The sequence below is a fragment of the Martinezella lusitana genome, from assembly GCF_010668395.1.
Taxonomy (GTDB): domain Bacteria; phylum Pseudomonadota; class Alphaproteobacteria; order Rhizobiales; family Rhizobiaceae; genus Rhizobium; species Rhizobium lusitanum_A.
The window spans coordinates 260,265-282,185 of the sequence record NZ_WUEY01000004.1 but is presented as its reverse complement, the minus strand read 5'-3'; the positions used below and the strand labels follow the sequence as shown (position 1 = coordinate 282,185).

The 21,921-nt window shown below is 61.8% G+C and carries 24 protein-coding genes; 18 read left to right on the top strand and 6 right to left on the bottom strand.

The window, feature by feature from the left end:
* Positions 1-259: 259 nt before the first annotated feature.
* The 7 genes from mprF (at position 260) to GR212_RS11370 (ending at position 8,536) form a co-directional block, all read left to right on the top strand.
* Entirely contained in the window at positions 260-2,869 is a 2,610-nt protein-coding gene (mprF, locus tag GR212_RS11400) for a bifunctional lysylphosphatidylglycerol flippase/synthetase MprF (RefSeq protein WP_163986625.1), read from the top strand.
* A complete protein-coding gene (locus tag GR212_RS11395) occupies positions 2,866-4,263 on the top strand; it encodes a virulence factor (RefSeq protein ID WP_163986624.1) in 1,398 nt (465 codons plus the stop codon). Before mprF ends, GR212_RS11395 begins: the two co-directional genes overlap by 4 nt.
* A 236-nt stretch (positions 4,264-4,499) precedes the next feature.
* Entirely contained in the window at positions 4,500-5,165 is a 666-nt protein-coding gene (locus GR212_RS11390; RefSeq protein ID WP_348643459.1) for an HAD family hydrolase, read from the top strand.
* A 105-nt stretch (positions 5,166-5,270) separates the two neighbouring features.
* Positions 5,271-5,858 (top strand): 5-formyltetrahydrofolate cyclo-ligase, encoded by a 588-nt coding sequence (locus GR212_RS11385; protein ID WP_163986940.1) that lies wholly within the window; start codon positions 5,271-5,273, stop codon positions 5,856-5,858.
* A 3-nt stretch (positions 5,859-5,861) separates the two neighbouring features.
* Complete coding sequence (locus GR212_RS11380; RefSeq protein ID WP_163986622.1) at positions 5,862-6,686, top strand: TIGR00282 family metallophosphoesterase; 825 nt, start codon at positions 5,862-5,864, stop codon at positions 6,684-6,686.
* 125 nt (positions 6,687-6,811) lie between these two features.
* Positions 6,812-7,654 carry an MBL fold metallo-hydrolase gene (locus tag GR212_RS11375; RefSeq protein ID WP_163986620.1) on the top strand — a complete coding sequence of 281 codons (843 nt, stop codon included), beginning with the start codon at positions 6,812-6,814 and terminating at the stop codon, positions 7,652-7,654.
* A 135-nt stretch (positions 7,655-7,789) separates the two neighbouring features.
* The gene (locus tag GR212_RS11370; protein ID WP_163986619.1) at positions 7,790-8,536 is read left to right on the top strand and encodes a YebC/PmpR family DNA-binding transcriptional regulator; all 747 of its coding nucleotides are present in this window, start codon (positions 7,790-7,792) and stop codon (positions 8,534-8,536) included.
* 52 nt (positions 8,537-8,588) lie between these two features.
* Here the strand turns inward: GR212_RS11370 and GR212_RS11365 are convergent, their stop codons facing one another.
* Positions 8,589-9,392 (bottom strand): anti-sigma factor family protein, encoded by an 804-nt coding sequence (locus tag GR212_RS11365; RefSeq protein WP_163986617.1) that lies wholly within the window; start codon positions 9,390-9,392, stop codon positions 8,589-8,591.
* On the bottom strand, positions 9,389-10,144 hold the full coding sequence (locus GR212_RS11360; protein ID WP_163986939.1) for a sigma-70 family RNA polymerase sigma factor: 756 nt from the start codon (positions 10,142-10,144) through the stop codon (positions 9,389-9,391). The genes GR212_RS11365 and GR212_RS11360 overlap by 4 nt, the downstream gene beginning before the upstream one ends.
* A 343-nt stretch (positions 10,145-10,487) precedes the next feature.
* Between GR212_RS11360 and GR212_RS11355 the strand changes: the two genes are divergently transcribed.
* The 3 genes from GR212_RS11355 to GR212_RS11345 all read left to right on the top strand — a co-directional run bounded on the left by GR212_RS11355 (position 10,488) and on the right by GR212_RS11345 (position 12,492).
* A complete protein-coding gene (locus GR212_RS11355) occupies positions 10,488-11,462 on the top strand; it encodes an MBL fold metallo-hydrolase (protein WP_163986616.1) in 975 nt (324 codons plus the stop codon).
* 24 nt (positions 11,463-11,486) lie between these two features.
* Complete coding sequence (locus GR212_RS11350) at positions 11,487-11,948, top strand: tetratricopeptide repeat protein (protein WP_163986614.1); 462 nt, start codon at positions 11,487-11,489, stop codon at positions 11,946-11,948.
* Between the two features lie 106 nt (positions 11,949-12,054).
* Positions 12,055-12,492, top strand: a complete 438-nt coding sequence (locus GR212_RS11345) for a DoxX family protein (RefSeq protein WP_163986612.1) — start codon at positions 12,055-12,057, stop codon at positions 12,490-12,492.
* Positions 12,493-12,562: 70 nt separating this feature from the next.
* On the opposite strand, the gene GR212_RS11340 is transcribed toward GR212_RS11345, so the two are convergent.
* The gene (locus tag GR212_RS11340) at positions 12,563-13,561 is read right to left on the bottom strand and encodes an LLM class flavin-dependent oxidoreductase (protein ID WP_163986611.1); all 999 of its coding nucleotides are present in this window, start codon (positions 13,559-13,561) and stop codon (positions 12,563-12,565) included.
* A 191-nt stretch (positions 13,562-13,752) separates the two neighbouring features.
* On the opposite strand from GR212_RS11340, the gene ruvC reads away from it, so the two are divergent.
* The 8 genes from ruvC to GR212_RS11300 all read left to right on the top strand — a co-directional run bounded on the left by ruvC (position 13,753) and on the right by GR212_RS11300 (position 18,886).
* Positions 13,753-14,265 (top strand): crossover junction endodeoxyribonuclease RuvC, encoded by a 513-nt coding sequence (gene ruvC / locus GR212_RS11335; RefSeq protein ID WP_004117339.1) that lies wholly within the window; start codon positions 13,753-13,755, stop codon positions 14,263-14,265.
* Between the two features lie 55 nt (positions 14,266-14,320).
* Positions 14,321-14,584, top strand: a complete 264-nt coding sequence (locus GR212_RS11330) for an AbrB/MazE/SpoVT family DNA-binding domain-containing protein (RefSeq protein ID WP_113392888.1) — start codon at positions 14,321-14,323, stop codon at positions 14,582-14,584.
* Positions 14,562-14,981: a PIN domain-containing protein gene (locus GR212_RS11325; RefSeq protein ID WP_163986609.1), complete on the top strand. Its 420-nt coding sequence runs from the start codon at positions 14,562-14,564 to the stop codon at positions 14,979-14,981. The genes GR212_RS11330 and GR212_RS11325 overlap by 23 nt, the downstream gene beginning before the upstream one ends.
* 12 nt (positions 14,982-14,993) lie before the next feature.
* The gene (ruvA, locus tag GR212_RS11320; RefSeq protein ID WP_163986607.1) at positions 14,994-15,608 is read left to right on the top strand and encodes a Holliday junction branch migration protein RuvA; all 615 of its coding nucleotides are present in this window, start codon (positions 14,994-14,996) and stop codon (positions 15,606-15,608) included.
* A 153-nt stretch (positions 15,609-15,761) separates the two neighbouring features.
* A complete protein-coding gene (gene ruvB, locus GR212_RS11315; RefSeq protein WP_163986606.1) occupies positions 15,762-16,802 on the top strand; it encodes a Holliday junction branch migration DNA helicase RuvB in 1,041 nt (346 codons plus the stop codon).
* Positions 16,803-17,705 carry a metallophosphoesterase gene (locus tag GR212_RS11310; protein ID WP_163986604.1) on the top strand — a complete coding sequence of 301 codons (903 nt, stop codon included), beginning with the start codon at positions 16,803-16,805 and terminating at the stop codon, positions 17,703-17,705. It abuts the gene before it with no gap.
* 6 nt (positions 17,706-17,711) lie between these two features.
* Positions 17,712-18,221: an NUDIX hydrolase gene (locus GR212_RS11305; protein WP_204326518.1), complete on the top strand. Its 510-nt coding sequence runs from the start codon at positions 17,712-17,714 to the stop codon at positions 18,219-18,221.
* Positions 18,222-18,322: 101 nt separating this feature from the next.
* A complete protein-coding gene (locus GR212_RS11300) occupies positions 18,323-18,886 on the top strand; it encodes a DinB family protein (RefSeq protein WP_163986602.1) in 564 nt (187 codons plus the stop codon).
* Here GR212_RS11300 and GR212_RS11295 read toward each other — a convergent pair.
* From GR212_RS11295 to GR212_RS11285, 3 genes are read right to left on the bottom strand one after another with little or no spacing between them, the layout of a single operon-like run.
* On the bottom strand, positions 18,855-19,784 hold the full coding sequence (locus GR212_RS11295) for an NAD-dependent epimerase/dehydratase family protein (RefSeq protein WP_163986601.1): 930 nt from the start codon (positions 19,782-19,784) through the stop codon (positions 18,855-18,857). The genes GR212_RS11300 and GR212_RS11295 overlap by 32 nt on opposite strands.
* Positions 19,781-20,647 (bottom strand): glycosyltransferase, encoded by an 867-nt coding sequence (locus GR212_RS11290; protein ID WP_432444361.1) that lies wholly within the window; start codon positions 20,645-20,647, stop codon positions 19,781-19,783. The genes GR212_RS11295 and GR212_RS11290 overlap by 4 nt, the downstream gene beginning before the upstream one ends.
* Positions 20,644-21,864, bottom strand: coding sequence for an NAD-dependent epimerase/dehydratase family protein (locus GR212_RS11285; RefSeq protein WP_163986600.1), 1,221 nt, complete (start codon positions 21,862-21,864; stop codon positions 20,644-20,646). The genes GR212_RS11290 and GR212_RS11285 overlap by 4 nt, the downstream gene beginning before the upstream one ends.
* Between the last annotated feature and the right edge of the window lie 57 nt (positions 21,865-21,921).

The following is a 21,921-nucleotide window of genomic DNA, read 5'->3' as shown; positions in this document are numbered from 1 at the left end:
TGAACGCAACATGGGAAGGTCATTTTTGTGTGTGGATAAGCTTAAAAGCCGGGTGAATGACAAAATCCTTTCAATAAAAACAGATTCATTGCCGGCGGAACGGGGCCTGCGCCAAAATTGCCTAAATTGAGAATGATGGGACGCGCGTCACAACGGGCCCGTCGAAAGAAGCGTATATCGCAACACGAAGACGCGTCGCCGATATTACTGGACGTCCGGACCATCGGAACCAGCGAAGATCAATATAAACAGGTAGAGCATGCCGAGCCCAATCGATCTGGAAAATGCTGATGAGGAGCTGGAGGAGCGGGGCGGCGTCGTCGGTCTGCTGAACCGCTATCGCGCCCTGATCGTTGCTCTTCTCACCGTGGCGGTCTTCAGTATTGCCGCCTATGCGATCTTCGACCTGACCAACGAGGTACGTTACGACGACGTCGTGCACGCGTTGACCACGACGAAGATCTCTTCCGTGCTGCTCGCGCTGCTCTTTACCGGCCTGAGCTTTGCCTCCCTGATCTTCTACGACCAGAACGCGCTCGAATATATCGGCAAGAAACTGCCGTTCCCGCATGTGGCGCTGACCTCGTTCAGCTCCTATGCGGTTGGCAACACGGCCGGCTTCGGCGCGCTCAGCGCCGGCGCAATCCGCTATCGCGCCTATACCCGGCTTGGCTTGTCGCCCGACGACATCACCCGCGTCATCGCCTTCGTCACGCTCGCCTTCGGTCTCGGCCTTGCCGCCGTCGGCGCCATCGCGCTCCTGGTCATCGCCGATGAGATCGGCCCATTGATCAACGTCGATGGTTTCTGGCTGCGGCTGGTTGCCATCGTCATCCTCGCGGCGCTGGCTTTCGTCGTCTATGCCGGGCGTAACGGCCGGGAGGTGCGCATCGGACCGATTGCCGTCCGTCTGCCGGATTCGCGCACCTGGTCGCGGCAATTCCTCGTCACCGCATTCGATATCGCCGCCTCGGCCTCCGTGCTCTATGTGCTGCTGCCGGAATCGTCCATCGGTTGGCCGGGCTTCTTTGCCATCTATGCCATCGCCGTCGGCCTTGGCGTGCTCAGCCACGTTCCGGCCGGCTTCGGCGTCTTCGAGACGATCATCATCGCCTGGCTCGGCAGCTCGGTGAACGCCGATGCGGTGCTGAGCTCGCTGGTCCTCTATCGCGTCATCTACAACGTCATCCCGCTGGTCATCGCGATCGCGGCGATCTCGGTGGCGGAGCTGCGCCGTTTCGTCGACCATCCGGTGGCGTCGAGCATGCGCCGCATCGGCGCCCGCGTCATGCCGCAACTGCTGTCGGCCTTCGCGCTGCTGCTCGGCATGATGCTGGTGTTCTCGAGCGTGACGCCGACGCCGGACCAGAACCTGATCGTGCTCTCCGGCTACCTGCCGTTGCCGCTCGTCGAAAGCGCGCATTTCCTCTCGAGCCTTCTCGGGCTGGCGATCATCGTGGCGGCGCGCGGCCTCAGCCAGCGTCTCGACGGCGCCTGGTGGGTCTCGACCTTCTCCGCGCTGCTGGCCCTGTTCCTGTCGCTCGTGAAGGCCATCGCCATCGTCGAGGCCGGCCTGCTCGCCTTCTTCGTCTTCAGCCTTGTCGTCAGCCGCCGGTTGTTCAGGAGGCCGGCATCGCTGCTCAACCAGACGCTGACGGCCGGCTGGCTGACGGCCATCGCGGTGATCTGCATCGGCGCCATCGTCGTCCTGTTCTTCGTCTATCGCGATGTCGGCTACAGCAACGAGCTTTGGTGGCAGTTCGAATTCGCCGACGAGGCGCCGCGCGGCCTTCGCGCAGCGCTCGGCATTTCCATCCTGTCGTCGGCGATCGCGATCTTCAGCCTTTTGCGCCCCGCGACGAAGCGGCTGGAGCCGGTGTCCGACGATGCGGTGACGCGTGCCGTCGAGATCGTCCGCAGGCAAGGCATCGCCGATGCCAATCTGGTGCGCATGGGCGACAAGAACATCATGTTCTCGGAAAAGGGCGATGCCTTCATCATGTACGGCAAGCAGGGCCGCTCGTGGATCGCATTGTTCGACCCTGTCGGTCCGCGTCAGGCGCTGCCCGATCTCATCTGGCGTTTTGTCGAGGCGGCGCGGGCGGCGGGTTGCCGCTCGGTCTTCTACCAGATCTCGCCGGCGCTTCTGTCCTACTGCGCCGATGCCGGTCTTCGCGCCTTCAAGCTCGGTGAACTGGCCGTGGTCAACCTTGCCAATTTCGAGCTGAAAGGCGGCAAATGGGCCAACCTGCGGCAGACCGCGAGCCGAGCGGTTCGCGATGGACTAGAATTTGCCGTTATCGAGCTTCAAGATATACCCGAAGTCATGGATGAGCTTGCCCATGTGTCCGACACATGGCTTGCCGATCACAATGCCAAGGAAAAGAGCTTCTCTCTCGGCGCGTTCGATCCGGACTATGTGTGCTCACAGCCGATCGGCGTGTTGAAAAAGGATGGTAAGATCGTCGCTTTTGCGAATATCCTGATGACGGAAACCAGGGAAGAGGGTTCCGTCGACCTGATGCGTTTTTCGCCCGATGCCCCGAAGGGTTCGATGGATTTTCTGTTCGTGCAGATCCTCGAATACCTGAAGAGCCAGGGCTTTCAGCGCTTCAACCTCGGCATGGCGCCGCTGTCGGGCATGTCGAGACGGGAATCGGCGCCGGTTTGGGACAGGGTCGGTGGGACTGTCTTCGAGCACGGCGAGCGCTTCTACAATTTCAAAGGGCTTCGTGCCTTCAAATCCAAGTTCCATCCCGAATGGCAGCCGCGCTATCTGGCTGTCTCGGGAGGTGTCAGTCCAATGATCGCGTTGATGGATGCCACATTCCTCATCGGAGGCGGACTTAAGGGGGTCGTGAGGAAATGATCTTGAAATACGCAATGTCATTGGCTTTCGCATGCATGGTGTCGACGGGCCTGTTGATGTCCGGTCCGGCACGGGCGGAAGCCGACGATGCCAAATACGATCTGGGCATGATCCCGGCGCCGCATATCATGCGCCCGCAAGGCAAGGTTTCGAGCGAGGTCGTTCTGATTTCCGATCTTGCCGGCTGGGGCGACAAGGAAAAGGCGGTCGCCGACAAGCTCGTGGCCGACGGTTCGCTTGTGATCGGCATCGACTATCCGTCCTTTCTGGCTTCGCTCAACAAATACGATGTCAGCCAGAACGACGGCTGCATCTACATCGTCGCGGACCTGGAATCGCTGAGCCAGCAGGTGCAGCGTTCGTTTTCCGACAGCACCTACCAGCTGCCCATCATCGCCGGTGTCGGCGCCGGTGGAGCCATGGCGCTGACGATCGCGGCCCAGACGCCGGATGCGACGGTCGCCGGCACGCTGGCCGTCGATCCGGCCGCCGGCATCGGGCTGAAGCAGGAACTCTGCACGCCGGCCGAAAAGAAGACCGATGGCGACATGGTGTCCTTCGGCCTGCAGGAAGGCGCGCTGCCGAATCCGATCCTCGTGACCTTCACGCCGAATGCACCGAAGGACGGACGCGACCATGTCGAGGAGATCCAGAAGGAGCATCCCGAAGTCCAGTCGACGGATTCGGACAATGCGGATACCTATGCGACGCTCGAGGCTTCGCTTGCCGACCTGATGAAATCAATCGACAGCGCCAAGTCGCCGCTCGGCCTGCCGGTCGACGTCATGGAAACCACGCCGACCGAGGACACGCTCGCGATCGTCTATTCCGGCGACGGCGGCTGGCGCGACATCGACAAGGAAGTCGGCAGCTATCTGCAGGATCAGGGCATTCCGGTCGTGGGCGTCGATTCCCTGCATTACTTCTGGTCGGAGCGGGACCCGCAGCAGACGGCCGACGATCTCGCCCGGATCATCCAGTTCTATACCAAGCGCTTCAAGGTCAAGCATGTGGTGTTGGTCGGCTATTCCTTCGGCGCCGATGTGCTGCCGGCAAGCTACAATCGCCTGAAGCAGCCGGAGAAGGACAAGATCGTCCAGATGTCGCTGTTGTCGCTGTCGCAGAAGGTCGACTACGTGATCTCGGTCATGGGCTGGCTCGGCGCTTCGAGCGAAGGCAAGGGCGGCAATCCTGTCAACGATCTCAAGTCGGTCAATCCGAAGATGGTGCAATGCGTCTATGGCAAGGATGACGACGAGGATGTGGCGTGCCCGCTGTTGAACGGCACCGGCGCCGAAGTCATCGCCATGGATGGCGGCCATCATTTCGACGACGACTACGAGGCACTGGCGAACCATATCATCAATGGTCTGAAGAGCCGCCTCGGCGAGTAATCGACGCACTCCGCGCGTGGTCGGCTTGTGCCGCGCGCGGCTCTTCCTGCGGCCTTTTCGCAAGGAAAGGTCCTTTTCCGTCCATGTCTCGCCGGCGCGAACGGAGTGCTTATTCCGCGGCCGTTGCCCAGCAATCATTTGCTTCTTGCCGCGGCTGACGTTAGTCGGAGGAAGCATTTGTTACGAGTGGCGCGATCCGCCCGGCCGCTCGTTTTTACGTCCAGAAAGGTTCAGCATTGTCTTCCGCCTTCACCAAGACCTATTCCGGCTTCCTGTTCGATATGGATGGCACGATCATCAACTCGATTGCGGCTGCCGAACGCGTCTGGGGCAATTGGGCTCGCAGCAAGGGTCTGAACGTCGAAGAATTCATGCCGACCATGCATGGCAAGCGCGGGGTGGATACGATCAGCCAGCTGAACCTGCCCGGCGTCGATCCGGTTGCGGAGTCGGCCGGCATCATGGAAGCGGAGATTGCCGATGTCGAGGGCGTGGTCGCCCTGCCGGGCGCCGCCGATTTCCTGGCGTCGCTGCCGCCGGAGCGTTGGGCGATCGTGACATCCTCCCCATATCGCCTGGCGATGGCGCGGCTTGACGCCGCCGGCATCCCGGTGCCGCGCTTTATCGTGACCGCGGAGGACGTCAAGGTCGGCAAGCCGGATCCGCAGGGCTACATCCTTGGCGCGGAGCGTCTTGGTTTGCGCACCTCGGATTGCCTGGTGTTCGAGGATGTTATGGCCGGCATCAAGGCAGGCGAAGCGGCGGGCGCGGATGTAATGGTGATCACCGCCACCCATTCCCATCCCATCGAAACCAATCACTCATCGTTGCTGAACTATGAAAATGTCCGCGCGCATGTGAACGGCGAAGGCAAGCTGTCCATTGTCCGGAGCGGCGGCTGATAATGCCGGCCCGGCCATAGGATCGCTGCATGTCGCTTTCGCGCATTGCAATGGGCCGCCGGCTCATTATGTTTTCGTGATATTATGAATTTTCGCGAAGATCCGATGACTCCCAAAGAACTGAAAGCCCAATATCGCAACGAGCGCCTGGCGGCACGCGATGCCATTCCGGACGAAGACCGGATCGAAAAAGGTCTCGCCATGGCCGCGCACGGCGGCGATGGCATCGAGGTCGGGGCGGGGGACATCGTATCCGGCTTCCTGCCGATCCGTTCCGAGGTGGATATAAGGCCGTTGATGGCGCATCTGCGGACGCGCGGCGCGCGGCTTTGCGTTCCCGTCATTCTCGACCGCAGCACGATCGTCTTTAGGGAACTCGTGCCGGGGGCGCCGCTGGTGCCGTGCGGGTTTGGAACGTTCGGGCCGGGACCCGACGCGGCGGAGCTGGACCCGGATGTCATGCTGGTGCCGCTCTCCGCTTTCGACAGCACCGGCCATCGCATCGGTTATGGTGCCGGCTATTATGATCGCGCTATCGACCGCCTGCATCAAAAAGGGTTGAATCCGCGGCTGATCGGCATTGCATTCGATTGCCAAGAAGTGCCATCAGTACCCGCTGAGCCGCATGATGTCCGTCTTGACGCGATTTTGACCGAGAGCGGACTCAATTTCGTTTCGGAAGTGATTGGATAGCGAATGCGGCTGCTTTTTCTGGGTGACATGGTCGGCAAGACGGGACGAACCGCGGTGTGGAACCGCCTGCCGGGGCTCGTATCCGACCTGAAGCTCGATTTCGTCATCGTCAACGGCGAAAACGCTGCCGGCGGCTTCGGCATCACCGAGGATATATTCCTCGAAACGATCAATGCCGGCGCCGATGTCGTAACGACAGGCAACCACGTCTGGGACCAGAAGGAAGCCGTCGTTTTCTGCGAGCGCCACGACCAGTTTCTCCGCCCCGCCAACTATCCGGCCGGCACGCCCGGCCGAGGTTCCGGCCTCTACTACGCCCGCAACGGCGCCCGTATCCTTGTTGCCAACATCATGGGCCGCGTCTTCATGCATCCGGAGCTGGACGATCCCTTCAAGTCGGCCGAGGCCATCCTCGATGCCTGCCCGCTGAAGGAACAGGCCGATGCCATCGTCTTCGATTTTCATGCGGAAGCGACCAGCGAAAAGCAGTGCTTCGGCCACTTCGTCGACGGCCGCGCCAGCTTCGTCGTCGGCACGCATACGCATGTGCCGACCGCGGACGCGCAGATCCTGAACGGCGGCACCGCCTACATGTCGGATGCCGGCATGTGCGGCGATTACGATTCCTCGCTCGGCATGGAGAAGGAGGAGCCGCTGAACCGCTTCATCTCGAAGATGCCGAAGGGCCGTTTCGAAGCGGCTTCCGGGCCCGCCACCATCTGCGGCGTCGGCGTCGAGATTTCCGACGCCACCGGATTGGCCGAAAAGATTGCGCCGCTGCGGCTGGGGCCTCGGCTTGCGGAGACCATTCCGGACTTCTGGCGCTGATCGCTGCACGATAATTCATCATCGCCATTCGATGACGCGATTGTGAGCAATCGCGCCTGATTGCCGCTGGACCTGTGTCCGCTCATGCCGCATCCTTCCGCCACCGTCGGGCTTGAGGGGGTGGCATGATGCCGCGATTTCCTGTTCTTGCCGCATTCTTCCTGTCGATGATTTTCTGCTGGAGCGTGGCGCATGCCCAGCAAAAGCCGGTTCGCCCGCAACCCAGCCAGTGTCAGGCGATCGCGCAATCTCTTCCCAAAGCGAGTTTTGCCAGCTTTTCTCCCGCCGGTCCCACACTTGCCAATGATCCCATCGATGGCGACGTGAAGATCACGTTTCTCGGCCATGCGACGCTCTTCATCGAAACGCCTGGCGGTGTTTCCATCGCCACGGATTACAGCGGCGCCTATCCGCCGCCCTACACGCCGGAAGTCGTGACGATGAACAAGGCGCATCCGAGCCATTATACGCTGACGCCCGATCCGGCGATCAGATATGTGCTGCACGGCTGGAGCGATACGCCCGGAGAGCCCGCGAAGATCCGTATGACCGTGGGCGACACGCTGATCCGCAATGTCGTCACCGACATTCGCTCTTGGGGCGGCGGCATCGAGGCCAACGGCAATTCGATCTTCATCTTCGAGGTGGCGGGGCTTTGCATCGGCCATCTGGGACATCTGCATTTCGAACTCACCGACCAGCAATATGCCGAGATCGGCCGGCTCGATGTGGTGATGGTGCCGGTCGACGGCGGCCTGACCATGGGGGCCGACAGCATGAGCCGCGTGGTCAAGCGGCTTCGGTCCTCGCTCATCCTGCCCATGCATCGCTGGGGCCCGCCGATCGACCAGTTCCTTGCCCTGTTCGGCCCGGATTTCGATGTCGGCTATGCGCCGACGCCAAGCGTCACGGTGTCGGTGAAGACCCTGCCGCGCAAGCCGCTGATCTATGTGCTGAAGGGGCTTTGATCGTCGCGGCCGCCGCCGCGATCTCCTTGATGCGCAGTGTCCTCCATCGCCATTATCCGGCTTTTTACTTGAATGAAGGCCGCTTCGCTCTTATAAGGCGGCCCATTCCCAACAAAAGACGTGAACAGGGGTGCCATGGCTGGCCATTCACAGTTTAAAAACATCATGCACCGCAAGGGTCGTCAGGACTCGGTGCGTTCGAAAATGTTCTCGAAGCTGGCGCGTGAAATCACCGTCGCCGCCAAGGCGGGCCTGCCTGACCCGACCATGAACGCGAGCCTGCGCCTGGCGATCCAGAACGCCAAGGCCCAGTCGATGCCGAAGGACAATATCGACCGCGCCATCAAGAAGGCATCGGGTGCCGATACCGAGAATTACGATGCGATCCGTTACGAAGGCTACGGCCCAGGCGGCACGGCGATCATCGTCGAAGCGCTGACCGACAACCGCAACCGTACGGCTTCCAACGTCCGCTCGATCTTCACGAAGGCCGGCGGTGCGCTCGGCGAAACCGGTTCGGTGTCTTTCTCCTTCGACCATGTCGGCGAAATCACCTACAAGCCCTCAGCTGGCGATGCCGACAAGGTCATGGAAGCGGCGATCGAAGCCGGTGCCGATGACGTCGAGAGCGACGATGAAAGCCATGTGATCATCTGCGCCTTCGAAACCCTCGGCGAAGTCGCCAAGGCGCTGGAAGCGACGCTCGGTGAAGCCGAAACGGTCAAGGCGATCTGGCGTGCGCAGAACAACGTGCCGGTCGACGAAGAAAAGGCCCTGTCGCTGATGAAGCTCATCGACAGCCTCGAAGACGACGACGACGTTCAGAACGTCTATTCGAACTTCGAAGTCTCGGAAGAAGTGCTGGCCAAGCTCTCGGCCTGATCTGCCCACACAATCGAAAAGCCGGCTGCAGCCATGCGACCGGCTTTTTGCGTCATGGAGTTGTTGCGCGCGTGAAATCGTCGCGGAAGGCGGCGAGATCGGCTGCGGCGACATCGGAGATTGCCCAGAAGACCAGTCCGTCCGCGTGCCATTCGACGAAATTGTAGCCGTCCTTCTCGGCATTGCCCCGCGCCTGCAAAGCGCCGGGCCAGATGAAGAGATTGATGATGTGGCCGTGCCGGCGATAGATCAGCGCCGCCACCACCCGGCCGTCGAGATAATCCACCCTGCCGCCGACCAACGGAAAGCCCTGAGCCGCGAGGTCGACCACCGGCGGCGAAAAATCGATCTTGCCGTCGAACCATGGCTTGACGGTGTGCTGGTCGGAGGTCAGCACATCGGTCAGATGATCGGCCAGCATCGAACGGACATGGCTGGCAAGAAGCTGGTCCTCGATGGTCTGGCTCTGCCGCGGCACGTTCAGCACCAGCATGAGGCTCGCCGCCAGCACGGCAAGCGAGGGAACGAAGCTCCATTCGCGGACGAACCGCCAGAAGCGCTGCCATGGGCTTTCCGTCCGGCGCGTGGCCATCGCCGCGCGAGCCAGCATGGACTGCTCCAGCGCGAGCGACGCCTGGATGCGTGCATGGACGGCATCCGGCGCTTGCCATTTCACGCCTTCGCGTGCGGAAAGGCGCTTGACCATCAAGGCATTCTCCATCTCGTCGGCACAGTCGCGGCAGGTCGCCAGATGTGCCTCGAACCGTGCAGCATTGGCCGCGTCGAGCTCGCCGTCGATGAAGCCGTGCAGCAGGTCCGCCCATTCGCCATGCTCGTCGCGCTCCCCGCCGCTCATCGTGCCGCCTCATTCTCGTCGAGACTGCGCCAGATCTCGCCGAAATCGCGGCGGGCGCGGGCGAGGCGCGACATGACGGTGCCGATCGGCGCATCGATGATCTCGGCGATTTCCTTGTAGGAAAGATCTTCCAGTTCGCGCAGGACCAGCACCTCGCGCATGACGTCGGGCAGCCCATTGATGACCTCACGCACCCGCTGCGTTTCCGACTTGCGGATGAATGCCGCTTCCGGCGTATCCTCCTCGGAAGCGGGATCGGGCGACGGCGAGCCTTCGTCCTGCTCCCTTTCATCGGTCATCGGCTGTTCGTAACGGGTCTTTCGCCGGCCTTCCTGCAGCCAGGCATGATAGCAGTTGCGGACGATGGTGAAGGTCCAGGCACGGGCGTCGCCATCGCGAAAGCCGCCAAAGCCGCGATAGGCGCGCAGAAACGCTTCCTGCACGATGTCCTGCGCGGCGTCGGCGTCCCGGCTCAAGAAACGTGCGAAATTATAGGCGGCGTCCAGATGCGGGATGATGGTGTGCTGGAAGCGGCGCATCGTCTCGTCGGAAGAGGAGACCGCACGCTTCAATGGCGCGGCATTCGCCGCGGATTCAGCGATTGTCATGAGGGCGGCGTGCTTGCCCCGCTTCCCTTCGGCAATGAAGAGACGCAGGCGAGCCAGCAGCTTCACCAGCCTGCTCGTCGCGGTATTTCGCGGCTTGCGCCATGTCCATGCGTGGAACTGGCCGCCGAGCGTCATCGAACTCATAAGTCGGGCGTCTGTCATCATGATCCCCGCAAAACGCCGATGCCGACTGTAGGCCTCGGATACGGTGCTTGCAATGTTGCCTCAAAGGCTAGATCGCGCTCGCGCGGGTTTTATTCCCGATCGGATGCAGAAAATCGTGGATGTCGAATTCAGGCACCCGTCGTCTTGGCGGTCCAACCTGGTGCTGCAAAAATAAGCCGATTTATTTCAATGGCTTGAGGGAATTCTTCTTGCGGTGAGGAATAAGCGCCCGCCGTCGCCGATCTTCTTCCTCAGTGGATGGCCGTCATCTGTTGCGACCTCCGCCTGGCCCCAAAAGCCATAACCCTGAGGAGATAGTGCGATGTTTGATATGACCCGCCGCGCCGTGCTCGGCACGGCCGCCGCTGCGGCAGCCTTCGGGCTGTCGTCGAAGCTGGAATTCATCCCGCAAGCCTTTGCCGCGACGCCGCTGGAACCGGCGGTCGGTTTCTACAAATACAAGGTCGGTTCGATCGAGGTCACGGCCGTCTATGACGGTATCTGGCGCAAGCCGCACGACCCAGCCTTCATCAAGAACGCCTCCGTCGACGATACCAAGGAGGCTCTCTCCAAGGCCGGCCTGACGACGGACTTCATGCCCATACCGCTGACCGTCGTCGTTCTCGATATCGGCGGGCGGAAGATCATGATGGATGCCGGCTCGGGCGTTGGGCAGTGGCAGACCAACGCCACGCATCTGCCGGCCAACATGGCGGCGGCCGGCATCGACTACCGGAAGATCGATACGATCATGATCTCGCATTTCCATCCGGACCATGTCTGGGGGCTGATGGAAAAGGGGACGAATGCACCTGTCTTCCCGAATGCGGAGCTGATCGTCAACGCGGTCGAATACAATTGGTGGACCGATCCGGGCCGTGTCGACAAGCTGGCGGAGGGCCGCAAGGACGCCGGCCGGCGCATCGCCTCGGTCTTCCCGAAATGGAAGAACTGGAAGCTGGTCGACGATGGCGCGGAAGTGGCGCCGGGTGTGCACATGCTGGCCGCATACGGTCACACGCCGGGCCATTCGGTCTTTCTCATCGATGGCGGCAACGAGCAGCTTATGGTTTCGGCCGACATCATGTACGTGCCGGCGTTGCTCGCACCCCATCCGGAATGGGAAGGCAGCTACGACCAGGACGGCCCCATGGCCGTCGGCACCCGCCACAAGCTGATCGACCGCGTCATTGCCGACAAGATCAGGATCTGCGGCTCGCATTTCCCGTTCCCGGGCTCCGGCACCTTCGTCAAGGACGGCAACGCCTACGGATTCACCCCCACCATCCAGGCCTGAAGGGCCACACAGAGGAGCAGAACCATGTTCAAATATGCCATTTTCGGGATCGCCGGCCTGTGCGCCGTCACCATCCTGCCGGCAGCCACGGCGGGCATCGCCTTCGCGGTCGACAATATGGAATCGACCGACGCGCCGGACCTGACCTCGGTGCGCGCCAAGATCGACGCGAAGGACTATGCCGGCGCGCTCGCCGAGCTTCGCGACATCGCCGAGGAGCACCAGCAGGCCGACGTCTACAACCTGATGGGCTTCACCCTGCGCAAGACCGGCGACTTCCGGACATCGCTGACCTACTATACCAAGGCCCTGGAATTGCAGCCGGATCACAAGGGCGCGCACGAATATCTCGGCGAACTCTATGTCGAGACCGGCGACATGCCCAAGGCCCGCGAGCAGCTTGCGGTGCTGACGAAGCTTTGCCCGGCAGGATGCGAAGAGCTTGAGGATCTGACCAAGTCGATCGCCGCGAAGGGTGGCAACTGAGATCCGGCGCCAACCGGTTCCGGCGGCGCTTGCGCTCGGCTCGGCCTGCGGGAGTGCCGCCGGAGAAACGCTTGAAATATCCGAATTCTAGCGTGGAGGAAAAATCATGGAATTCGAAACGGAGAGTACCGTTCTCGTCAATCTCGCCGACATGGCCTTGCTGTTCGGGCGCTTGTTGCTGTCGCTGCTTTTTCTGGAGGAGGGTGTCGAGCTGGCCAGCCATTTCGACAGCGCCCTGTCGGCCATGGCCCAGCTCGGCGTCGCCGCACCCATCGCGACCGCGACCATCGTGATGCAGCTTGCCGCCGGCATTGCCATTGCCGCCGGGTTCATGACCCGGCTTGCCGCATTCGGCCTCGGCCTGTTCTGCCTGCTGACGGCGACGCTCTTTCACACGAACTTCGCCAGCCACAACGAAGTCCTGCACTTCGAAAAGGACCTGGCCATTGCCGGCGGGATGTTCGTGCTGATCGTCGCCGGCGCCGGCAAGCTGTCTCTGGACACGCTCATCCAGCGCCGCTGGAAGACGAGGCTGGTTTCCTGAGCCGCGTCCATCGCCCGGCGAGCCGCAGCGACAAGAGCGGCCGGCCGGGCAATCTTCCTGCCGCTGAAAATCAGGACACTTTCTTGAAGCTCGGCAGCGTCGCGAACAACTCCACCGACTTCAGCCGTGCCTCGATGTCGTGGATCGGCATCGAAATGATGACTTCGTCGGCCTCGGTATCCTTGATGAACTGCGAAAGCTTTGCTTCCGCCGTCGTGGGGGAGCCGACCACGGCGTAGCGAAGCGTATGTTCGACGTTGAGCTTTTCCATCGGCGTCCAGAAGTCGTCCATATCCTTGCGCGGACGAGGGAAGGGGCCGCGCACGTTGCGGCGCAGGTTGACGAATTGCTGCTGTGCGGAGGTGAAGTGATATTGCGCCTCCTCGTCCGTATCCGCCACTGAGCCCATGGCGCCAACCATGACATAGGGTTTGTCGAGCGTTGCCGAGGGCGTGAAGCGCTCGCGGTAGATGGCCACGGCATCCAGCAGGGAGTCCGGGGCGAAATGCGAAGCGAAGGCATAGGGCAGGCCGAGCATGGCGGCGAGATGGGCGCTGTAAAGGCTGGAACCGAGGAGCCAGATTGGCACGTTGGCGCCATGGCCGGGAACGGCGAGAATGATCTGGCCTTCGTCGGCGGGGCTGAAGAGGTGCTGCAGCTCGACGATATCGTTAGGGAAGCTCTGCGCGCCGGCCTCCATGTTGCGCCGCAGGGCTTGTGCGGTGCGCATGTCCGTGCCCGGCGCACGGCCTAGGCCGAGATCGACACGGCCGGGAAACAAGGCTTCCAGCGTGCCGAACTGCTCGGCGATGACGAGGGGCGAATGGTTCGGCAGCATGACGCCGCCCGAGCCGATGCGGATGCGCGAGGTCGCCGCGCCGATATGGCCGATGACGACCGATGTCGCGGCGCTGGCGACACCAGGCATGCCGTGATGCTCCGCGAGCCAGAACCGGTTGTAGCCAAGCTCTTCCGCCTTCTGCGCCATGCGCCTCGAACTGTCGAAGGACTGGCGGATGGTGCTGCCTTCGGCAACGGGCGAAAGATCAAGGATGGAAAAGGGAACCATGGCAAGAAACCTGCGTGGTTGAAGGGAGGGTCGCTCCCACATGTAGGAGCGCGGCCGCCGCATTCCAAACCCTGTCGCCGCAATTTCGTCACGATGGTTTCAGCGTCGTCCCGGCGATTGCAATCTGTGCCTTGTTTTTGTTTTGTTCACATTTTGCTGGCACATGTCAGGCCTGAAAGATAGGTTGACCCATGCAAAATACGATTCGCATCATCGGCATCGATCCGGGCCTGCGCCGCACCGGCTGGGGGATCATCGACACGCTCGGCAATTCCCTGCGCTTCGTGGCGTCCGGAACCGTGACCTCGGATGGCGACATGGATCTGGCGTCCCGTCTTTGCCAGCTGCATGACGGGCTTGCCGAAGTCGTTCACAGCTACCAGCCGGACGAGGCAGCCGTCGAGCAGACCTTCGTCAACAAGGATGCGGTGGCGACGCTGAAGCTTGGCCAGGCGCGCGGCGTCGTCATGCTGGTGCCGGCGCGCGCCGGTCTGCCGGTATCGGAATATGCCCCGAATGCGGTCAAGAAAGCCGTCATCGGCGTCGGTCATGGCGAGAAGCAGCAGATCCACATGATGCTGAAGATCCTCATGCCCAAGGTCGAGTTCAAGGGCAACGACGCCGCCGACGCACTCGCCATCGCCGTGTGCCATGCCCATAACCGCGGCGCCAGCCGGCTGCGGCAGGCGGCACTTGCAGGATAGTTTGTTCTTGACTTGTTCTGATTTGCCCGCTAGGTATTACTGAAGAGGTATTACCATGCGTGTGACAGAAAAAGGTCAGGTGACCATCCCGAAGGAAGTTCGGGACAGGCTTGGCATTCGTCCAGGCTCCGAGGTTGATTTCATCGCGTCGGGCAATGGTGCGATGCTGGTAAAGATCGCCGAGGCATCGGAGCCGGCCATTCGCGATTTCGACGATTGGCTGGAACGTGTCAGGGGTACGATCGATCTCGATGGCATGACGACCGACGAATTCATGGAGTTTCTGAGAGGTCCGCGTGACGACGTCGACCCTCGTTGATACCAATATCTTCATCGATATCCTCGGCCCGGCTTCGATCCGGCGGCAATGGTCGGCAAAGCTTTTGAAGCAATGCATTGGCGAGGGCGACCTTGTCATCAGCCCGGTCGTCTGGTCGGAGCTCGCCGCATCGTCCTTGGGCGAGGAGGAGTTGACGATTGCCTTGTCCTGGCTTGAGATGAAGCGTGAAGCCATACCCTTTGAGGCGGCTTTTCGAGCAGGCAAGGCGCATCGCCTCTATCGGCTTGCCGGTGGGCAACGGGAACGGACGCTTCCGGACTTTCTGATCGGCGCCCATGCCGAATGGCGAAGGCACAGGCTGCTGACACGAGATGCCTCCCGCTACCGATCCTATTTTCCTTCGATTGACCTCATTTCCCCCGAAACCCATCCCTGACGGACCTCACCCATGATCGGCAAGCTGAAAGGCACAATCGAAGAGATCGGCGAAGACTATGTGCTCGTGGATGTGCATGGGGTCTGCTACGTCGCCTATTGCTCGGCCCGCACGCTATCGAAGCTCGGTTCCGTCGGCGAGGCCTGTGTTCTCTTTATCGAGACCTATGTCCGTGAGGATCAGATCCGGCTGTTCGGTTTCATGAGCGCGCTGGAACGCGAGTGGTTCAACATCGTGCAGACGGTTCAGGGCGTCGGTGCGAAAGTGGCGCTGGCTCTGCTGTCGACGCTGACGCCTGCCGAGCTTGCGAATGCGATCGCGTTGCAGGACCGTGCCGCCGTTTCGCGGGCGCCGGGCGTCGGCCCGAAGGTTGCGATGCGCATCGTGACCGAACTCAAGAACAAGGCGCCGGCCTTTGCCGGCGATGCCGCCAATATCGGGTTCAAGCAGGAGCTGGGCGAAGGGGTCGCCTCGGCACCCGTTGCCGATGCCGTTTCGGCGCTGACCAATCTCGGCTACTCCCGCGATCAGGCGGCCAATGCCATAGCGGCGGCGATGAAGACGGCCGGCGAGGGCGCCGACAGCGCCAAGCTGATCCGCTTCGGCCTCAAGGAACTCTCGCGGTGAGGCTTTGCAGCTTCCGCGTTCCTTACTATTGTCTCAAAGTCGGGAGATCGACTTGCGATGCTCTTTCGTCGAAGGCTATTTTGAGCGCGGCCGAACGGATGCCGCCTCCGGCGCGAGAGACGCAAAACGCATATCGGGAATGGAACCTCTGACATGAGTGAAGCCGCACGTCTGATATCGCCGGAAAAGCGGGGCGAAGACATCGATGCGACTCTCAGGCCGCAATCGCTGGACGAATTCACCGGCCAGGCGGAAGCACGCGCCAACCTGAAGGTCTTCATCGAGGCCGCCAAGGGGCGCGGCGAGGCGCTGGACCATGTGCTGTTCGTCGGCCCGCCCGGCCTCGGCAAGACGACGCTGGCGCAGATCATGGCCAAGGAGCTCGGAGTCAATTTCCGCTCGACCTCCGGTCCCGTCATCGCCAAGGCCGGCGACCTGGCGGCGCTGCTCACCAATCTCGAGGAGCGCGACGTGCTCTTCATCGACGAAATCCACCGCCTCAATCCGGCCGTCGAGGAAATCCTTTATCCGGCCATGGAGGATTTCCAGCTCGATCTGATCATCGGCGAGGGGCCGGCGGCGCGTTCGGTGAAGATCGATCTCGCCAAGTTCACGCTCGTCGCTGCAACGACGCGCCTCGGGCTGCTGACGACGCCGCTGCGTGACCGCTTCGGCATCCCGGTGCGGCTGAGTTTCTATACGGTCGAAGAACTGGAGTCGATCGTCCGGCGCGGCGCCAGGCTGATGGGCCTCGGCATGACCGACGAAGGCGCGCGCGAGATTGCACGCCGCGCCCGCGGCACACCGCGCATCGCCGGCCGCCTGCTGCGCCGCGTGCGCGATTTCGCGGAGGTCGCCAAGGTCGAAGCGGTGACGCGGGTAATCGCCGACGAGGCACTGACGCGGCTTCTGGTCGACAATGTCGGTTTCGATCAGCTCGACAAGCGCTATCTCAACATGATCGCGGTCAATTTCGGTGGCGGTCCCGTCGGTATCGAGACCATTGCGGCCGGTCTGTCCGAACCGCGCGATGCGATCGAGGACATTATCGAGCCCTACATGATCCAGCAGGGTTTCATTCAGCGCACGCCGCGAGGCCGTGTCCTGACCGCGATTGCCTGGAAACATCTCGGCCTGCAGCCGCCCAAGGATCTGGAGGCGGCCCAGTTCCGGCTGTTCCAGGAGGGGGACTGAATGCTTGGCCGTCGCGCCTTCCTGAAGCTTTTCGGCGGCAGCGTTTTCGGTTTGATGGCACTCGGAGGATATGCCCTTGGATATGAGCCGGTCATCCGCCTGGATGTGACGCGCTACGCGGTGACGCCGCCGGGATGGACACCGGGGCTCAAGCTCAGGATCGTCGCGCTTGCCGATTTCCATGCCTGCGAACCGTGGATGACGGCCGAGCGCATCGGCTCGATCTGCGCGCATGCCAACGATCTCGGCGCCGATATCATCGTGCTGCTGGGCGATTATACGTCGGGAACCGATCTCATTACCGCACGCGTCGATCATAGCATCTGGGCGGCGGAGCTGGGAAAGTTGAAGGCACCGCTCGGCGTCCACGCCATTCTCGGCAATCATGACTGGTGGCATGACGCGACTGCCCAAAGAACCGGCCACGGGCCGACGTTCAGTCATCGGGCATTGGCGGCTGTCGGCATCGAGGTCTATTCCAACCGCGCCGCGCGTCTGGAAAAGGACGGACAGGGGTTCTGGCTTGCCGGCGTCGAAGATCAACTCGCCCTGCGGCGGAGCATGCGATGGAAGCGCCCCTTTACCTCGGGGCTCGATGATCTCGGCGGCACGTTGGAGCAGGTCGGTGACGCCGCGCCGGTCATCCTGCTCGCTCATGAGCCCGATATCTTTCCCGCGGTGCCGTCTCGAGTGTCGCTTACGCTTTCGGGGCACACGCATGGCGGCCAGGTCAGGATTTTCGGCTGGTCGCCCTATTCGCCCTCGCGCTATGGCGACAGGTACGTCTACGGCCATATCGTGGAGGAGGAGCGCCATATCATCGTATCCGGCGGCCTCGGCTGCTCCATCGCGCCGGTCCGCTTCGGCGTTCCGCCTGAGATCGTCGTGATCGACGTGGGATAGGGGATCATGCCGAAACGCAAGCTCATCAGATTGAATGCCGGTCGCACGCGCTTTCAGGTGCGGGTTGCCGGGCTCGGATTTCGCGACGGCCATGTATTGGTGCATCGCGCCGTGCATGAAACCTTCTGGACCTTTCCCGGCGGACGTGCGGAGGTCGGCGAGACGTCCGAAGAGACCCTGCGGCGGGAGATGATGGAAGAGCTCGGCGTTGATGTTACCGTCGGGCGTCTCCTCTGGTCTGTCGAGAATTTCTTCCACTACGAGCAGCTGGACTGGCATGAGCTCGGTCTCTACTACCTGATGGATATTCCTGCCGGTTTTCCCTTCGATCCCGAGCGGATCGTGCATCGCATCCAGGACGGCGACAACGATCTGGAGTTCAAATGGGCGCGGGCCACGCGCGAGGCGCTGGTTGCGCTCGACATCCCGCCCTATTTCATCGCCGAGGAAATCGAGAACCTGCCGTCGACCTCTCGTCATCTGGTCTGGCGGGATGGCGATCTCGACAGGGCCTGAAGCGTGTCGCAATTTTTCTGTGTTGCTTCGTTCGCTTCAGGCTTTTGATGTTTCGCGTGTCGTTGTCGCAAAACCGCTGCATGCTTTAGCGAGGAGGCTCCATGTCCGCTTTCGATCCGGTCCGCGGCTTTCGCAAGCTTGCCTACAACAACGCCTTGGCGACCGTCCGTCTGCATCGGGCCTGTGCGTCGCTGCGGCCCGGCGAGTTCGAAGCGAAGCGCGTCAGCTTCTTTCCGTCGATCAAGGCGACCCTCAGTCACATCCTGACGGTGGACTGGTTCTATGTCGACGCACTGGAAGGCGGCACCCTGGGCCTGAAGGCTTTTGAGCTTGACGAGCCCTATGATCGTCTCGACGAATTGAGCCGGGAGCAGGCGGAGGTCGATCGCCGTCTGGTGGCCTTCTGCGAACGGCTGACGCCGGAGGGGGCCACGCGAATTGTCGATATCCAACGTACGGGCCGCATCCAGCGGGAGAGGGCGGACGACGTGCTGAACCATCTGTTCCAGCATCAGACGCATCACCGCGGCCAGGTTCACGCCATGCTTTCGGGAACCAGCGCTGCACCGCCGCAGCTCGATGAATTCATCGTCGCTGACGATGCGCGGTTCAGAGGCGAGGAACTGGCCGCGCTCAATTGGGACGAGATGACACTGATGCGCTGACGCCGGTGGGTCGCGGTGTTGATTTTGCCAGTGCCTCTATCGTTTGCCGCAGCAAGGTTTTTCCGCCGCCCTGCCATCCGAGCGCGCGGATCTTCGAGGTATCCATGGCGCGGACCGCGCCCTGCTGCGCGGATGCGGGCAGTGCGTGGGGACAGTTCGTCGCGTTCTGAAGATGCCCGAGGATTTCGTGCGTATCGGTCAGAATATCCGACAGGTTGAAGGCTTCGCGGTCTATCCGGCCTGCTTCCGTTTCCAGCAAAAGTCGGAGGGCGCGGCCGAGGTCGCGGCCGTGAACTTCGGTTCCGGCGCGGGACGGAACGGGCCTGCCGTTCAGATAGTCATCGAACAGCTCGTCCCATTTGTTGGGCCTGAGGTCGCCATAGACGCCCGTCGCCCTCAGACTCGCGGTCACGAAGCCGGGTGCTGACAGGGAGAAGAGCGCATGCTCGGCGTCGCGCTTCACCTCGCCGTAGAGTGTGTTCGGCGTGGGCTTCATCGCTTCGGTCAATGCCTCGCCGGCAATCCCGTCGCCATAGACGGCGCGGGAGGAAAGGAAGATGCAGCGGCGAATGCCGGCTTTCCTAGCCGTCTCGAACAGCTTGACGGTGCCTGCGAGATTGAGCCGGCGAAAGCTTTCCGGATCGTCACCTTCGCCGCCGCGATACCTGCCGGCGACATGGCTGAAGGCCGCATGCACGAAAAAATAGGCATCGTCGAAAGCACAGCTCTGGTTTTCCGATGGATCGAGACTCATGGGAACATAGGCGATGGGCTGCGGGAAAAGACCTTTTGGCGGCGGGTTGCGCCCGCCGATCGCAACCTTGTATCCGGCCGACAGCAGCTCCTCGGCGATGTACCGGCCGACGAGGCCCGTTCCGCCCGAAATGAGGATTTTCATGCCGCCGCTCTCGGATTTGCGAGCGTTGCGATATCAGGCATGTTCCGGCCGGTATGGAAGCTATGCCACAGCTCGATCAGCGGTCTCAGCTGCTCGGCCTTGGGGTGGTTTTCCTCCCAGGGCTTCTCATACTGATAGTGCAGGATCGAGACACTGTTCCAGTCCCAGAGCGCGGGCATGCTGAACCAGACATATTGCAGCATGTTCATGAACACAGGCAGCCCGTGCCAATCCGGGAAGAATGTCTCGAGAAAGGTCTGATCCGTGCGCCGCCAGAAGACATCGGGGCGATCGAGCTGCTCCAGCATGTGCCGGAAGGTCGCCAGCGACGGCTTGGCGACGAAGACGCCCGAGTTCAGCCGATGGAAATCGGCGAGGCTTTCGTAGACGTTCGGCGCAGCGGAGAATTCCGGATAGTCGAACAGGCGATCGACATTCTTCAAGACCAGCGCATCCGCATCGATGAAGACGCAGGTGTCGTATTCGATCAACTGCCAGAGCCGCAGCTTGCAGAAATTGTCGAGCGGCGTGTGAAAGGAAGGCTTGCGGCCCTTGGTGAAGGGGGCGGCCGCATGAAGATTGCCGCGGGCATGCCGCTCGTTGAACGCGTCCGACAGCGGCAGGTGCTCGACTTCGACCAGCCGGCAGTCGAGTGCCGTCAGCGGAGCGAGGTCTTCTTCGCAGACCCCCGCCGTATGAAGCACGACGATATCGGCCTTCGTGCCGCTGTGAACGATCGAGCGGGCGAGCGCCAGCGCACCCATGGCGTAATCCGCATTCGTGACGAGCGTCACGAATGCCTGGCCGGAGCGAGGGCGGGTTTGCGGGCGTAGCCCCTGCAGCATTTCGCTTCCCGGCATCATGACACGGACTTCAACCTCTTGCCTTCGGGATCGTGATTGACCGTCGCGGCGAGATCCTTGGTCCAGGCGGAAACGGCCGGAACGCGCGAGCGGTCGACGCGGTAGGCATATTTCTTGGCGACATCGACGATTTCGTTGAGCAGGCCGGCTTCCAGCGTGATCGGCGCCAGGCCGAGGCCGAGGAACTTGTCGTTCTTGACGATCAGTTCGTTCTCGGGGGCTTCCTTGCGCGGGTTGGGCAGGCGGACGACTTCCGCGCCGCTCATCTTGGCGATCATGTCGGCAAGATCGCGCACGCGATGCGTTTCCGTCATCTGGTTGAAGATTTCGACGCGAGCGCCGCGGGCCGGCGGGTTCTTCAGGGCAAGTTCGATGCAGCGCACGGAATCCTGGATGTGGATGAAGGCGCGGGTCTGACCGCCGGTGCCGTGCACCGTCAAGGGATAGCCGATCGCCGCCTGGATGAGGAAGCGGTTAAGCACCGTGCCGTAGTCGCCGTCATAGTCGAAACGATTGATCAGCTGCTCATGCCGGCGCGTCTGCTGCGTATGCGTGCCCCAGACGATGCCCTGATGCAGGTCGGTGATCCTGAGCCCGTCGTTCTTGGCATAGAACTGGAAGAGCAACTGATCGAGGCATTTCGTCATATGGTAGATCGAGCCGGGATTGGCCGGATAAAGGATCTCCTGGCTGACGGTGCGGCCATCGGTGGTCTCGATGCCGACGGGCAGGTAGCCTTCGGGGATCGCAGCGCCGATCGTCGAATAGCCGTAGACGCCCATCGTGCCGAGATGCACGAGATGCGCGTCGAGATTGAGTTCGACCAGCGCGTTCAGGAGATTGTGCGTGGCGTTGACGTTGTTGTTGACCGTGTAGTTCTTGTGGCGGTCGCTCTTCATCGAATAGGGCGCGGCGCGCTGCTCGGCGAAATGCACGATCGCATCGGGGCGATGCTCGGCCAGCCACTTCTTCAGAAGCTCATAGTCCTTGGCGAGGTCGATGAGGTTGAAATGGGTGCGGCGCCCGGTTTCGGCGTGCCAGATGCGGGTGCGTTCCTGGATCGAATCCATCGGTGTCAGCGATTGGACGCCAAGCTCCGTGTCGATCCATCGGCGCGAGAGATTGTCGAGAATGTGGACCTCATGACCGGCGTCGGAGAGATGGAGCGAAGTCGGCCAACCGATGAATCCGTCGCCGCCCATAACCGCTATTTTCATGAGAGTTTTCCTTCTGCGCCGATCCGCTAGCCGGCACCATTCCGGATAGTCGGAGTT

What these genes read in the sequence shown, in the direction of transcription:
- ruvC (WP_004117339.1), top strand. Translation starts at nt 13,753, where the DNA reads ATGCAAAATACGATTCGCATCATCGGCATCGATCCGGGCCTGCGCCGC.
- GR212_RS11355 (WP_163986616.1), top strand. Translation starts at nt 10,488, where the DNA reads ATGTTTGATATGACCCGCCGCGCCGTGCTCGGCACGGCCGCCGCTGCG.
- GR212_RS11375 (WP_163986620.1), top strand. Translation starts at nt 6,812, where the DNA reads ATGATGCCGCGATTTCCTGTTCTTGCCGCATTCTTCCTGTCGATGATT.
- GR212_RS11350 (WP_163986614.1), top strand. Translation starts at nt 11,487, where the DNA reads ATGTTCAAATATGCCATTTTCGGGATCGCCGGCCTGTGCGCCGTCACC.
- GR212_RS11295 (WP_163986601.1), bottom strand. Translation starts at nt 19,784, where the DNA reads ATGAAAATCCTCATTTCGGGCGGAACGGGCCTCGTCGGCCGGTACATC.
- GR212_RS11360 (WP_163986939.1), bottom strand. Translation starts at nt 10,144, where the DNA reads ATGAGTTCGATGACGCTCGGCGGCCAGTTCCACGCATGGACATGGCGC.
- mprF (WP_163986625.1), top strand. Translation starts at nt 260, where the DNA reads ATGCCGAGCCCAATCGATCTGGAAAATGCTGATGAGGAGCTGGAGGAG.
- ruvA (WP_163986607.1), top strand. Translation starts at nt 14,994, where the DNA reads ATGATCGGCAAGCTGAAAGGCACAATCGAAGAGATCGGCGAAGACTAT.
- GR212_RS11395 (WP_163986624.1), top strand. Translation starts at nt 2,866, where the DNA reads ATGATCTTGAAATACGCAATGTCATTGGCTTTCGCATGCATGGTGTCG.
- GR212_RS11285 (WP_163986600.1), bottom strand. Translation starts at nt 21,864, where the DNA reads ATGAAAATAGCGGTTATGGGCGGCGACGGATTCATCGGTTGGCCGACT.
- GR212_RS11385 (WP_163986940.1), top strand. Translation starts at nt 5,271, where the DNA reads ATGACTCCCAAAGAACTGAAAGCCCAATATCGCAACGAGCGCCTGGCG.
- GR212_RS11305 (WP_204326518.1), top strand. Translation starts at nt 17,712, where the DNA reads ATGCCGAAACGCAAGCTCATCAGATTGAATGCCGGTCGCACGCGCTTT.
- GR212_RS11370 (WP_163986619.1), top strand. Translation starts at nt 7,790, where the DNA reads ATGGCTGGCCATTCACAGTTTAAAAACATCATGCACCGCAAGGGTCGT.
- GR212_RS11300 (WP_163986602.1), top strand. Translation starts at nt 18,323, where the DNA reads ATGTCCGCTTTCGATCCGGTCCGCGGCTTTCGCAAGCTTGCCTACAAC.
- GR212_RS11380 (WP_163986622.1), top strand. Translation starts at nt 5,862, where the DNA reads ATGCGGCTGCTTTTTCTGGGTGACATGGTCGGCAAGACGGGACGAACC.
- GR212_RS11340 (WP_163986611.1), bottom strand. Translation starts at nt 13,561, where the DNA reads ATGGTTCCCTTTTCCATCCTTGATCTTTCGCCCGTTGCCGAAGGCAGC.
- GR212_RS11290 (WP_432444361.1), bottom strand. Translation starts at nt 20,647, where the DNA reads ATGATGCCGGGAAGCGAAATGCTGCAGGGGCTACGCCCGCAAACCCGC.
- GR212_RS11365 (WP_163986617.1), bottom strand. Translation starts at nt 9,392, where the DNA reads ATGAGCGGCGGGGAGCGCGACGAGCATGGCGAATGGGCGGACCTGCTG.
- GR212_RS11345 (WP_163986612.1), top strand. Translation starts at nt 12,055, where the DNA reads ATGGAATTCGAAACGGAGAGTACCGTTCTCGTCAATCTCGCCGACATG.
- ruvB (WP_163986606.1), top strand. Translation starts at nt 15,762, where the DNA reads ATGAGTGAAGCCGCACGTCTGATATCGCCGGAAAAGCGGGGCGAAGAC.
- GR212_RS11310 (WP_163986604.1), top strand. Translation starts at nt 16,803, where the DNA reads ATGCTTGGCCGTCGCGCCTTCCTGAAGCTTTTCGGCGGCAGCGTTTTC.
- GR212_RS11330 (WP_113392888.1), top strand. Translation starts at nt 14,321, where the DNA reads ATGCGTGTGACAGAAAAAGGTCAGGTGACCATCCCGAAGGAAGTTCGG.